Below are 13,489 nucleotides of genomic sequence, written 5' to 3' on the forward strand. Positions count from 1 at the left end.
AAGAGATTCATGAGCGTCGACTTGCCGGCGCCGTTCTCGCCGAGCAGTGCGTGGATTTCGCCGGCCTTGAGGTCGAAGTCGACGCCGCGCAGCGCCTGGACACCGCCGAAGCGCTTGACCGCACCGGTGACGGAAAGCAGCGGCGCGCTCATGCCGGCCTCGCACAGGATTGCCGGGCCTGCAGCGTCGCCTGCAGCCGGACCGCCTGCGGCTCCAGGCCGCTCGATGCAATGCGGGCGCAGAGCAAGGCCGCGGCCTGCCGGCCGATCTCGGTGCAGGGCTGCGCGACGAGTGTCAGTCGCGGCTCGAAGCAATCGGCCCATTCGAAATCGTCGAAACCGGCAAGCGAGATATCCCCTGGTATCGAGAGACCCCTTTCGCGGATTGCCCGTACCGCTCCGATGGTCGTCATATTGTTGCCGGTGATCAATGCCGTGGGCGACGACGGCAGGGACAGAATGGCGTGGGTTGACGCGGTGGCGCTCACCGTGTCGACGTTCTCGCGCGAGACACACTGCGGCAGGCATTCAAGTCCATTGGCGGCAAGCGAGGCGCGAAAAGCCTCGATGCGCTCACGCGTCGTCGCCAAGCCCGGCTGGCCAGCGAGATAGCCGATGCGCTTGTGACCGAAGGAGGCGACGTGGTCGATGAGCGCCCGCATAGCCGTTTCGTTGTCGACACCGATCTGGTCAAAGCGCTGATCGGCGAAGCGGTCGATAAGCACGCAGGGCAGCTTCTTCTCGGCCAAATAGTCGATGGCGCGCTGCGGCGCGCCCGACGGTGCCAGGATAACGCCGTCGACCCGCCGCTGGTGGAAGGCGCGCACCACCGACAGCTCGCGATCGGGATCCTCCTGCGTGTCGGAGAGGAACACCATGAGGCCAAGACGCGCGCATTCGGCTTCCACCGCGCAGATGATGTCGGTGAAATAGGGGTTGGAAATCGCCGAGATCGCCAGGCCGACGCTGTTGGTCGAGGCCATCTTCAGCGATCGGGCCAGCTCGTTGGGCTGATAGCCCATCGCGGCAATCGCGTCATTGATCAGCCGCGCCTTCTCCGGCGAGACAAAGCGGGTCCGGTTGATGACATGCGAGACGGTCGAAACCGACACGCCGGCGCGGCGCGCGACCTCAGCCATTGTCGGCATGGCGGCTCAATTGGAGTGCTGGCAAGCGCTCCTCCCTGATGATGCGTTTCCGGTCCGCTCTTATTGGTTTCTGGCGGATTTGGGACTAAGATAGCGCTGTCGAAACGTTTGCGCAATCGCTTCGATGTGACGATTTTCGACCAAATTTGCGCCCGCAATTTCAATCGACTGACCGGAGGGGCGGCAAGATCGCGGGGCCAATGCGAGGCGGCCGGTTATTTTCCTGGCAGTAGCGTAGCAGCGCGATCACGAATGCGGCGTATAGGATTGGACGAGTCCCGCACGCCTAAGCCACGGACGACATAGAAGACCGAGCGCTTCTGCACGTCCACGCCGCATGTGATCCAATGACTTCGCGCGGCAGATCGCCGACCGGATAGGGCAGGCGCTTTGCCGTCACCTCTTGCCACTCGGGCGCTCGCCAACGCCGCCGAGCGTGTAGTACTCGCCGAAGCCGGCGTTCGTGGCCAGGCTTCATCGAGCACGGCCGAGCCTTGTTCCTGACAAGATTGCTGTTTGCGTTTTTCACCTCACCCGGTTTTGCGGGCAAATTTCGGAACTATGCCTTTCGCCTGCGGTTTATGGGAGGAAGGGACCGAGTTCCGAAGGAGAAATCAGATGAAACATCTTCTGATCACGAGCATGATCGCGCTCGGCGTCGGGTGCGGCGCCGCGATGGCGCAGACCGAATCCGCGCAGCCGAGCGGAGGCGACAATTGCGCCGCCGGCCAGGCCGACTGCCAGAAGGGCGGCAAGGCGGGCGAGCAGCCCCAAAGCAAGATGAAGTCGCAGACCGAGCAGAATGCCCAGGGGAAGGCCGGCGCCAACACCGAGGAGCAGGCCCAGGGTAAGGCCAAGGTGAAGACCGATGAGCAGGCCCAGGGCAAGGCCGGCACTAAAACCGAGGAGCAGGCTCAGGGTACGGCCAAGGTGAAGACCGATGAGCAGGCCCAAGGCAAAGCCGGCACCAACACCGAGGAGCAGGCTCAGGGTACGGCCAAGTGCCAGACCGGCATGGCCAACTGCCCGAAGGGTTCGAAAACGAATGAGCAGGCCCAAGGCAAGACCAAGATGAAGACCACTGAGCAGAATGCTCAGGGCAAGACCGGCACCACCACTGAGCAGAACGCCCAGGGTACGACCAAGATGCAAACCCAGCAGAACGCCCAGGGCAAGACCGGTACAACCACTGAGCAGAACGCCCAGAGCAAGACCGGCGCCACCACTGAGCAGAACGCCCAGGGTACGACCAAGATGCCGACCCAGCAGAATGCCCAGGGTAAGACCGGTACGACCACCGAGCAGAACGCCCAGGGCAACGCCAACGTCCAGACCGACCAGAACAAGACGGCCTCGATCAACAACGTGACGGTCGAGCAGAAGACGCAGATCACGCAGATCATCCACGAGACCCACGTCCAGCCGGTTCGCGATGTCGGCTTCGACATCTCGGTCGGCGTCCAGGTGCCCCGGCATAAGATCCGCCTGCATCGGCTGCCACCGCGTATCGTCGAGATCGTCCCGGCTTATGAACGCTACGAGTATTTCGTGCTGGCCGACGGACGCATCGTCATCGTCGATCCGGATACCTACGAGATCGTGGCTATCCTGGAGGCCTGATCGGGACAACATCGCGAAAAGCAAAAAGACGCTGCCGTGCCGCAAGGCTCGGCGGCATCTTTTTGCTCTGGCATCGAAGGTCCACTCGCGTCGGAAAGGACATGCAAGTTGTCATAAAATTGAAGCACACAACCGACAGCAAGGCCGCAATGACGACTGTAATACTCCGGAAGATCCGTACCGACAAAGCTGGCGCGGAGCGGGCTGCGACAACAACGCTATTAAGGAGGCCTGCATTAGCCGCGGAAAACCGTGAGCTGAGATACTCAAGGATCAATAGCGGAACAGCTGCTTTACCCCATGTGGCTCCCAATCGCGGACGATCAGGTTGCGGCCCCAAGGCCGGTCGTTCAGGCATTGGCTTCGATGAGGGCTTCTGCCGCCCTCATCCGGCCACTTCGCTGGCGCTCCTCCCACAAGAAGGAGGGAGGTCGTCTACGCAGCGCTCCACCTCGTATGCGATTGCCGTCCCTGCCCCTCACCCGGCTTCGTCGCGGCGCACGCGCAGGCCGTCGACGAAGACATCGACGAGGCGGATGACGGTGGCCTGCCAGCCGGGCTGGTCGCGCGTGTAGCACATGCCGATCAGGGCGCGCATGACGTCCTCCGGCGCGATGTCGTCGCGGATTTCGCCGGCGGCGACGGCCGCCGCCATCAGATTGCCGACGGAGCGGGCCGACTGCGCGGCGGAATGAGCGTAGAGCTCGGTCGAACTGCCGGCGGCCGGGGCAAGAGCGGCGAGCATGCCCTTCTTGGTGGCGACCATGCCGACATTGGCATGCAGCCAGCGGCGCAGCGCCTCCAGCGGCGGCGCCTCGGCGGCGAGCGTCACGGCCAGATCGACGAGTTGGTCGACCTCGCGCCGGTAGACCGCCTGAAACAGCGCCTCGCGCGTCGGAAAATGGCGATAGAGCGTACCGATGCCGACGCCGGCGGTTCGGGCCACAGCCTCCAGGCTGGCGTCCGGGCCGCCGGCGCTGAACACGTCATGCGCCGCGACGAGCAGGCGGTCCCGGTTGCGGACAGAATCGGCGCGCGGTTTCCGGCTTGCCTTTTCGGTTTTCTCGCCCATCTACCTTTCATTCCCAATTTTTTGCTTGCAAAACGGAGGCACCCTCCGTATAACACATCTCGGGCAGCCGGTGTGGATTGTTGATTGTAGCCTCGCGCCCTGCCTCCCGAAAGGCTTGCTGTCTGCGTCGCACAGCCGACCCGCCACGTCGATAAATTTCTGAGACATAATCCATCGGAGCGAACATGACTTTGTCCGTCACGTTAACTGTCAACGGCGCCCGCAAGGACGTTGCGCTGGAAGACCCGCGAGTGACACTGCTCGACCTTCTGCGCGAGCGGCTTCATCTTACCGGAACGAAGAAAGGCTGCGACCGCGGCCAATGCGGCGCCTGCACGGTGCTGGTCGACGGGCGTCGGATCAACGCCTGTCTTGCGCTGGCGGTCAGCCTCGACGGCGCCGATGTGCAGACTATCGAAGGTCTCGCCGAAGGCGACCGGCTCGACCCGGTGCAAGCCGCTTTCATCGAACATGACGGCTTCCAGTGCGGCTTCTGCACGCCGGGCCAAATCATGAGCGCTGTGGGCCTCATCGGCGAGGGCGACGCCGGCAACGACCCGCAGCGCATCCGCGAGAGCATGAGCGGCAATCTGTGCCGCTGCGGCGCCCATACCGGCATCATCGAGGCCGTGCTCGACGCACAGCAGCGCCTGTCCACCGAAGAACGGAGTGTCGCATGAACCTGTTTGATTACGTTCGCCCGGCTTCAGTGGCCGAAGCCGTCGCCGCCGCCGCCGAACCCGGTGCCGCCTATCTCGCCGCCGGCACGAATCTGCTTGACCTGATGAAGGGCGGCGCGTTGCGTCCCGGAAAGCTCGTCGATGTCACAAGGCTGCCCGGCCTCGACCGCATCGAGCGGCTTGCCGACGGATCGCTGCGCATCGGTGCCATGGTGCGTAATGCCGATCTCGCCCGCGATCCGGCCTTCGCCGCCACCTATCCGGCCGCTGCCGAGGCGCTTCTCTCAGGCGCCTCGCCGCAATTGCGCAATGCCGCCACCGTCGGCGGCAATGTGATGCAGCGCACGCGCTGCGCCTATTTCCATGACGCGGCCAGCGCCTGCAATCGACGCGACCCCGGCGCCGGCTGCGACGCGCTGGGCGGCGAAAACCGCAGCCATGCCGTGCTCGGCTGGTCCGACGCCTGCATCGCCACCCACCCGTCGGATTTCTGCGTGCCGCTGGTCGCCCTCGACGCCGTGGTCGAGATCGAGGGACGGGACGGCCGCCGCGAGGCGCTTTTGGAGGATTTCCATTTGCTTCCGGGCGCGACGCCCGAGCGCGAAACCAACCTTGCGGCGGGCGAACTGGTCACCGCGCTGCGCCTGCCAGCCAGGGCAGCCGGTTTCCGTGCCTACTCACGCTATCTGAAACTGCGCGAGCGCACTTCGTTTGCCTTCGCGCTGGTCTCGGCCGCCGCAGCCTTGCGGATCGAGAATGGCAGGATCAGCGAGGCCCGCCTGGCGCTCGGCGGCGTTGCTGCGAAACCGTGGCGCGCCCGCGCGGCGGAGGCGCTGCTGGTGGGGGCCGCGCCGGACGGTGACGCCTTTGCAAAGGCGGCTGCGGCCGCGCTGGCCGACGCAAGACCTTCAGGCGACAACGCCTACAAGATCGAACTGGCGAAGGGGGTGGTCAAACGCGCACTGCTGCTTGCGGCGGCCGGAACGCCGGTCCGCATGCCGGCGCTGCCCGGATCCGTCTTTGCTTCCGACACCGGAGTTGCCTTCCATGCCTGAGACCATTCCCTTTTCCGCCCCCCATGTCCGCATGGGGTCTTCGAGCGGCCAGCCGCTAAGCCGCCGCGACGGCGTGCTCAAGGTCACTGGCGCCGCGACCTTCGCCGCCGACAACCATCCTGAAAACCTGCTGCATGCCGTGGTCGCGGTCAGCACCATCGCGCGCGGCCGCGTCGCCTCGCTCGACGTGGCGGCGGCGAAAGCCCATCCCGGCGTCGTCGAGGTGATCACGCCGGCCAATTGCCCGCCGCTGGCGCTTGACCCGGAAGACAAACACTCGCTGTTCGACTTCCGCTTCGACGCCTTGCAGAACGACCGCGTGCGCTATGCCAAGCAGCCGATCGCGCTGGTCGTCGCCGGGACGCTGGAGGCCGCGGCCGAAGGCGCGCGGCTGCTCGCGCCGACCTATGAGGCTGAGACCGCGCATGTCGGCTTCGACGACGGTGAGCCCTACGATCCGCCGGCGGTGGGAATTGGCAGCCCGCCGAACTTCGACAAGGGCGATATCGCCGCCGGTCATGCCGCGGCGGCCCACAGGATCGACACTGATTTTGAGACGCCGCCGCAATATCACAACGCCATGGAACCGCACGCCATCGTCGCCGAATGGAATGGCGACCGGCTGACCATTGACACGCCGAATCAGGCCATCGTCATGTCGCGCGCGGCTTTTGCCGGCTATTTCGGCATCCCGGTCGAGAACGTGTTGCTGCGCAGCCCCTTCCTCGGCGGCGGCTTCGGCTCCAAGGCGATCATGAACGGCCACTACATTCTGGCCATCCTGGCCGCGCGCATGCTCGGGCGCCCGGTCAAGCTGGCGCTGCCACGCGACCAGATGTTCGGGCCGGTCGGGCATCGCGGCGCGACGCGTCAACAGCTCCGCCTTGGCATGGATGCGCAAGGGCGTCTGGCCGCGCTGGAACACCGCACGGTGGCAATGACCAGCAGCTTCGACGACTTTATCGAACCGGCGTCCAACGCCTCGCTGAACCTTTATGCCAGCCCGGCAATCTCGACCCGGCATTCGGCGGTGCGCGTCGATATCGGCACGCCGGGGCCGATGCGGGCGCCGGGCGAGGCCACCGGCTCGGCGGCGCTGGAATGCGCCATCGACGAGGCAGCACTTGCCTGCGGGCTCGACCCGCTGGAATTCCGTCTGCGCAACTATGCCGAGACCGATCCGGCCTCCGGCAAGCCGTTCTCGGCCAAGTCGCTGCGCGAATGCTATGCGCGGGGCGCGGAGAAATTCGGCTGGGCCGGGCGTCCGATTGAGCCCAGGCGGATGCGCGACAAGGGCGGAAACCTTGTCGGCTGGGGCATGGGCACGGCGCTGTTCCACGCACCGATGTTTCAGGCAGAAGCGCGCGCCACGCTGCGCGCCGACGGCACAGCGCTGGTCGAGACCGCCGGGGCCGACATGGGCCAGGGCGCGTGGACGGCGCTGGCCCAGATCGCCGCCGACGGGCTCGGCCTGACTATCGATCAAATCGAATTCCGCTCAGGCAATTCGGAGCTTCCCGACGGCGGCGTCGCCGGCGGCTCGGGTCATACCGCCACGGCGGGCACCGCGCTCCACAACGCCGGCACCGACGCCATCGCCAAGCTGGCGGAACTTGCCGTCAACGCCCCTGATTCGCCTTTGTTCGGTGCCGGCAATGCCGGCGTCGAGGCGCGCGGCGGGCGGCTCCATCATCGCGCCGACGAAACCCGCAGCGAAAGCTATGCCGACATTCTGGCGCGGGCCGGCCTGAAAACCCTGGAAGGCATGGGCGCCGGCGGGCGTGATTCAGCGGACGCAGAGGCGCGGGCGATGTTCTCGCACGGCGCGGTGTTCGCCGAGGTCAAGGTCGACGCCGATCTCGGCCAGGTGAAGGTGACGCGGCTTGTCGGTGCCTTTGCCGCCGGGCGCATCATCAACCCGAAGCTGGCGAAAAGCCAGCTCTATGGCGGCATGATCTGGGGCCTTTCCTTCGCACTGCATGAAGAGGCGGTCCACGACCGCCGCAGCGGTCGGCCGATGAACGCCGACCTTGCCAGCTATCACATCCCGGTCCATGCCGACATTCCCGATATGCAAGCGCTGCTGATCGACGAGGACGACCCATATGTGAACCCGCTCGGCATCAAGGGCGTCGGCGAGATCGGCATCACCGGCACGGTCGGCGCCATCGCCAACGCCATCTGGCACGCGACGGGTGTAAGGGCGCGCCGCTTTCCGATCCGCATCGAGGACATTGTCTGCTGAGGAGGTTCGCTGCTAAGGCCCGGCCCTGTATCCGAGCAGATCGCCGGGCTCGATAGCGCGGAGAGCCCTTCGCTCAACCTTACCTGCGGCGAGGGACCGGCGACGCTCCTTGTGGATGTCGGTGAGATGGACAAGCTCATCTCACTTCAATCGCTTGCGCTCCCGGACGATATAGCAAGCCAAGTTAGGGGCTACGCGCATCGACTTTGACGGCCCAGGTACATGGCACTCGCGTGCCAACGGAGATGACGGCTTGCGTCCTGCGCAGGGAAAAGGGGGCGTAACTAGTTCTTTAGCCTACAAGTCTACGCATAAGGAGTAGACTCAACATCTATATGATAATATCAAAATACAGTTCGGTCTAAAGTGGAAATATCGGTTGCAATGGCGCGATAAATCGTTAACGCTTATCTTTAGTGAGAGGCTTGGTTCTAACGACCGACTTGCCAGTTCGGTTGGCAATGCGGAATTTAGCAACGTCGACGGTTACGTCGGGTCGCATTGCTGTCGGTTGCAGCGCTGCCGAGAAACAGACACATGCACAAGAGTCTTCGGCAGCGCCGTGGCAGAGTACCGCTGCCGGCTGCCTCGCATTCGTTAATCTAAAAGATCCAGCTTCCACTGACCGGCTGATCAAAGATCGGCGGGCAATCCTTAACTTGCGCTGCGGGCTGGTGCCAGAGGTGGTCTGTGCAGCGCGTTGTGTAACTTTGGCTCTGGCAAAACGAAGGGAGGATCAAATGTCCAGACATTGGTTGATCTTGGCGGCTGCGGCCGCATTCATGGGCAGTGCACTTGTGCTCGGGACGGGTGCCGCTTTCGCCTCTGGGTCGTCAGCGGACTGCGAAGCCGCCGGCGGAACGTACACTAAAGACGGCCCGAACTCTATCTGCGTTTACCCTGAAACCACTAAGGATGTGAATGGCAACGCCAACGGAACCGCAACGCAGGATACGACCACCGGCCAAGGCAATCTCGGCAACGATCCCGTCACCACGTGCACGGGCAACCCGGGGCATTGCAAGTAGTAACGGGCCCCTTTGAGGTGCCGCCCCCGGGCGGCACCTCAATGATCACATATGGGATGAGGCGGGAGCATCGACCCACGCTTTCGCCTGTTGGCCGATCAACTCTGCGTCTCCAATTGGTTCTGACAATGATGCGCATTGTGTTGCTAGCAACGGCGTTCTTGGGCGCGGCCGCGATACCATCGAGCCAAGCGTCGCCGTCGCCGTCCTCGGTGCTCGGCCAGTTGCCATCAGGGCTTGATCGGCTGGCAGCTTTTTTGTCTTCCTCCTCCGGCGATGTGAACGCACACTCCTACCGCACAGCAGCCGTGGAGCGGGGCGACATTGTCACAACCGTGCAGGCAGCTGGCACGCTGAACGCGCTGGTCCTGGTCGAGGTGGGCTCGCAAGTATCCGGCCTGGTCAAAGAGCTTTATGTCGATTTCAACTCCAGCGTGAGGGAGGGCCAGGTCATCGCTCGGGTGGAGCCAGAAATATACGAGGCAAAGGTGGCGCAGGCCCAGGCCGAGCTTGAGATGGCCGAGTCGCTTGTGCTGGTGCAGCGAGCGCAGGTTGAGCAGGCACTGGCTGAGGTGGAAACTGCCGAGGCAAGGCGCACCTCCGCGAAGGCTGAAAGCCTGCGCGCCCAAGTTGGGCTTGACGGTGCGGCACAGGATATGGAACGCAAGCGCCCCCTCGCTCAACGCAAGGTCATCGCATCCGGCGAATTGGAGCATGCTGAGAACGCCTACAGATCGGCCGAGGCGCAGGCAACTGCGGCCCGTGCGGATGAGCTGTCGCGGGAAGCGTCGGTCCGCGCGGCTCAGGCGGCGCTCCACATGGCAGAGGGGCAGCTTGCGAACACTTTGGCGCAGGTGAAGCAGAAGCAGGCAATCCTGCGTCAGGTGCAGATCGATCTTGAGCGTACCTATATCCGTTCGCCAGTCACCGGCACGGTAGTCAACCGAGCCGTCAGCGGTGGCCAGACTTTGGCGGCCAGCCTCCAAAGCCCGGTCCTGTTCACAATCGCACAGAACCTCGCGCAGATGCAGGTCGAAGCCTCAGTGGTGGAGGCTGATATCAGCCGCTTCTCGATAGGGCAGCCGGTCACCTTTACAGTCGATGCCTATCCCGAGCGCGTCTTCGCCGGCACCGTAAAGCAGATCCGCAAAGCACCGCAGATCGTGCAGAACGTCGTCACCTACGTAGTGGTGATCGCTGCCGAAAATCCCGACGAGCTGCTGCTGCCCGGTATGACTGCCAATTTGCAGGTGGTGGTGGCACAGCAGAAAGATACCTTGAAAGTGCCAAACGCCGCTCTGCGCTTCCGGCCACGGGGCGGCACCCTAGAGGAGGCCCGTCTGAATGAGACTCCCCTATTAAAATCGGTTGAGAACGGCGTGGAGTCGGGATCGATTGGGCAAGTCTTTGTACTGGGACGGGACGGCAGGCCGGCACCGGTTGCGCTTCGAATCGGGATCAGCGACGGCCGAATGAGCGAGATTCTGGCTGGAGAGCTGGCCGAGGGGCAGCCGGTCATTACCGGGTTCGCCGCGTCACCAGGACGGGATGCCGAGGCCTCTTCGGTCCTGGTTCGCTTCCGGCTGCAGTGAGGCACCGGGGATGGTCCTGATCGCGGTCGAGGCTCTGCGTCACAGCTACCGCATCGGCGGCGGACTGGTGTGGGCGCTCGACGGCATTAGCCTGAACATTGAACAGGGCGATTTCGTCGCCGTGATGGGAGCTTCAGGTTCCGGCAAGTCCACGTTCATGAACATTTTGGGGTGCCTCGACAGGCCAGCCGAAGGCAGTTATCGGCTTGACGGCATTGATGTCGGCCGCCTCCGCCAGGATGCGCTCGCGACAATCCGCAACCGCAGCATTGGTTTCGTATTTCAGTCTTTCAACCTGCTGCCGCGCACCAGTGCGCTGGAAAATGTTGAACTGCCGCTCGTCTATCGTCGCATGCGCGCCGCCGAGCGCCGTCGCCGCGCTCTCTCGTTGCTCGAAAAGCTCGGCCTGGCCGACCGAGCGAGCCATACACCAGCGGAGTTGTCAGGCGGACAGCAGCAGCGCGTTGCCATTGCCCGCGCTCTGGTCACCGAGCCTTTGGTCCTGCTTGCCGACGAGCCAACCGGAGCGCTCGACAGTCAGACCGGGCAAGAGATCATGGCGATTTTCCGCCGTCTCAATGGTGAAGGGCTCACCATTGTGCTGGTGACACACGAGCCGGAGGTTGCTGCCAATGCCGGTCGCATCGTGACCTTCCGCGACGGGCGCATGGTGGCCGACCATCCCGCTCCGCAGCACGCATGGCATTCGGGCTCCCAAGGCCGTCTGTCGCTGGTCTACAACAATGCCCAGTAGCGCGAGAGCGGCTTTGCGATCGATGCGCGCCCACCGCCTGCGCAGCGCCCTTACCATGCTGGGCATCATCATCGGTGTCGCCGCTGTGGTGGTAATGATGTCCATCGGCAATGGCGCTCGCGAACGCATCGCGGCTCAGATTCGCAGTCTCGGCACCAACCTTATCAGCGTCACTCCAGGCAGCGCACGCATGGGCAGCGTTCAGCTTGGCAGTGGTGCCGCTCCGCGCCTGAGCGAAGGCGATGCGGTGGCGATCGAATCGGAGATCCCGGGCGTCATTGTTGCGGTGCCGCTCCTTTACAGCCGGGCTCAGTTTACGGTCGGGAACTCGAACTGGCAGGGTGTTCTTCGCGGTGTCACTCCAAGCTATTTCATCGCGCGCGAATGGGCCGTCATGGCTGGGCGTGAAATGATATGGGAAGATGACAGGCGCGCCACCAATGTGGTGCTTCTTGGGACCACAATGCGGGAGAAGCTGTTCGGCCAGGCCGACCCCGTTGGTGCCCCGTTGCGCATACGCGATGTGCCGTTCACCGTCATCGGTGTGCTCGAGCGCAAGGGCCAGAGCGTGTGGGGCGACGACCAGGATGATGTTGCGCTGGTTCCAATAACGGCAGCTCGGCGTCAATTCGTTGGCACCAGCCGTGCCAATCCTTGGCAGGTCCACAATATCACGGTCAAGTTCGCAGAGGGCGTGTCGGCCGAGGACACTATGGCGGCCATTCACGACCTGTTGCGTCAGCGGCACCGGCTGCAGCCGGGCCAGGAAGAAACCATCATGGTGAGCAATCTGGCCGAGGCGGCGGAGGTTGAGAAAACGGCAACGAACGCCGTATCACTGCTTCTTTTCACGGTCGCGTCGGTATCTCTGGTGGTCGGCGGCATCGGTATCATGAACATCATGCTTGTGACGGTTACGGAGCGCACCCGCGAGATCGGGCTGCGGCTCGCGGTGGGCGCGCGCCAAAGAGATATCCTTGCTCAGTTTCTCGTCGAGGCCATCACCCTTGCTTTGATGGGTGGCATCCTCGGTGTATCCATCGGGATCATCGCGGCGGCTGCCATTGGCACATTCGCTCAATGGCCGGTCGTCATCGATCTCAGCGCGGTGCTGCTTGCCGTCAGCTTCGCCGCCTGCGTGGGCGTCTTCTTCGGTTATTATCCCGCCCGCAAGGCTGCACGGCTTCAGCCTATCGAAGCCCTGCGCGCCGAGTGATCCTGCCACCTCGTGCATCAAACAGCGCTTAGTCTCGCTCTGCGGTTCCGTGATTGAGTACCATCACGCGCGCTCCGGTGGGAGAGATGCGGACCGGCAAAATTTCGTCGTTAGCGGTCAGGGCACAATCGGTCGATTGGAAACGAGTTCATCCCCATCTGGACCGGGTTTATTGCTGCAACAGATTAGCACTGATGCGAACGAATGGGTGCTCAAGCGCTCAGCACCGCTCGTACTCAAAAGCGTGCCGGTCCACGGCACTGGCCGAAGTGATGCTGCCGAAGCCATCGCTAGCTGAACTAACTGAATGAAGGCTTCCCGCGGTTCCGCGACGTCCATGTTGAGCGGGGAATGACCGGCTTCGGGTCAGATCGCGTCGATGCATGGGGGCGCGTGAACGTCCGCTTCTCACATTCCAAGCCGCAAGTCCGCTTCTGATGCGGTGGACGGCTCTCCTCCCTCCTACGGCATGATCGCGGGATTAGAGCTGGAGGGGCGCTATAGTGAGCAACGTTACCGACAATCGGTCTGGATATTGCGAAGTCCGTTTTTCAAGTCCACGGCGTGGATGCGGCCGTCGGCCGCGAGAGGGCGTTAGGGGAGAAGCCTCAAACACCGCTGCGAGATTAGAAGGCAGGAAGAATTGTCTAGCGACCGGACCGCGCGGCGGGGCCTTTGAGGCGTATCTTTGGGACGGATACGAACAGCATACTCCTGCGCAGCCAAGGTTAGGGTCCGGGCCTCCCATCCCGTGCCGAGCCTCGGGCCGGCGTCGCTCCTGGTTCGCTCGGGGAGCGCTGGGGGAGCCGCGTCGCGTTTCTCGGCGTTTGCAGCTCGTCCGTTGGCCAATGCCCGCCCGACCAGAAACTTGAGCCCAGCGCCCGAGGATACGACCGGTCCGCTGGGTCCGATCATTTCTTATTCTAAACGCGAGGCAGAGTCGGTCGAGAGACAGGTAAGAGCAAGAATTACCGCGGGCCCGGACCGGCCGGACCGGCAGCGCCCCGCCCTGTCTCCATCGGCGTGATCAAACCAGGTTAGCTGCGAGAAGAGGCCTATAGAAGTGGCAAGGGAGGCTGC

10 protein-coding genes are annotated in these 13,489 nt (G+C 63.7%); 7 read left to right on the forward strand and 3 right to left on the reverse strand.

Annotated elements, in window-relative coordinates:
* Window positions 1-152 (reverse strand): ATP-binding cassette domain-containing protein (locus NKI20_RS18800; protein WP_352833060.1); only part of this gene is annotated, 152 nt, incomplete at its 3' end.
* Complete coding sequence (locus NKI20_RS18805; RefSeq protein ID WP_352832909.1) at window positions 149-1,147, reverse strand: LacI family DNA-binding transcriptional regulator; 999 nt, start codon at window positions 1,145-1,147, stop codon at window positions 149-151. The genes NKI20_RS18800 and NKI20_RS18805, both read right to left, overlap by 4 nt.
* Before the next feature lie 618 nt (window positions 1,148-1,765).
* Here NKI20_RS18805 and NKI20_RS18810 point away from each other — a divergent pair.
* Entirely contained in the window at window positions 1,766-2,767 is a 1,002-nt protein-coding gene (locus tag NKI20_RS18810) for a DUF1236 domain-containing protein (protein ID WP_352832912.1), read from the forward strand.
* Between the two features lie 478 nt (window positions 2,768-3,245).
* Here the strand turns inward: NKI20_RS18810 and NKI20_RS18815 are convergent, their stop codons facing one another.
* Window positions 3,246-3,839, reverse strand: coding sequence for a TetR/AcrR family transcriptional regulator (locus NKI20_RS18815; RefSeq protein WP_352832915.1), 594 nt, complete (start codon window positions 3,837-3,839; stop codon window positions 3,246-3,248).
* Window positions 3,840-4,024: 185 nt separating this feature from the next.
* On the opposite strand from NKI20_RS18815, the gene NKI20_RS18820 reads away from it, so the two are divergent.
* The 6 genes from NKI20_RS18820 (at window position 4,025) to NKI20_RS18845 (ending at window position 12,409) form a co-directional block, all read left to right on the forward strand.
* Window positions 4,025-4,519 (forward strand): (2Fe-2S)-binding protein, encoded by a 495-nt coding sequence (locus tag NKI20_RS18820; RefSeq protein WP_352832918.1) that lies wholly within the window; start codon window positions 4,025-4,027, stop codon window positions 4,517-4,519.
* The gene (locus NKI20_RS18825) at window positions 4,516-5,574 is read left to right on the forward strand and encodes an FAD binding domain-containing protein (protein WP_352832920.1); all 1,059 of its coding nucleotides are present in this window, start codon (window positions 4,516-4,518) and stop codon (window positions 5,572-5,574) included. Before NKI20_RS18820 ends, NKI20_RS18825 begins: the two co-directional genes overlap by 4 nt.
* Entirely contained in the window at window positions 5,567-7,819 is a 2,253-nt protein-coding gene (locus tag NKI20_RS18830) for a xanthine dehydrogenase family protein molybdopterin-binding subunit (RefSeq protein WP_352832923.1), read from the forward strand. Before NKI20_RS18825 ends, NKI20_RS18830 begins: the two co-directional genes overlap by 8 nt.
* Window positions 7,820-8,975: 1,156 nt before the next feature.
* Window positions 8,976-10,439, forward strand: a complete 1,464-nt coding sequence (locus NKI20_RS18835) for an efflux RND transporter periplasmic adaptor subunit (RefSeq protein ID WP_352832926.1) — start codon at window positions 8,976-8,978, stop codon at window positions 10,437-10,439.
* Between the two features lie 10 nt (window positions 10,440-10,449).
* The gene (locus NKI20_RS18840; RefSeq protein WP_352832928.1) at window positions 10,450-11,193 is read left to right on the forward strand and encodes an ABC transporter ATP-binding protein; all 744 of its coding nucleotides are present in this window, start codon (window positions 10,450-10,452) and stop codon (window positions 11,191-11,193) included.
* Window positions 11,194-11,248: 55 nt separating this feature from the next.
* Window positions 11,249-12,409: an ABC transporter permease gene (locus NKI20_RS18845; RefSeq protein ID WP_352832931.1), complete on the forward strand. Its 1,161-nt coding sequence runs from the start codon at window positions 11,249-11,251 to the stop codon at window positions 12,407-12,409.
* Window positions 12,410-13,489 lie beyond the last annotated feature (1,080 nt).

The organism is Mesorhizobium sp. M0830 (genome assembly GCF_040319965.1).
Taxonomy (GTDB): domain Bacteria; phylum Pseudomonadota; class Alphaproteobacteria; order Rhizobiales; family Rhizobiaceae; genus Mesorhizobium.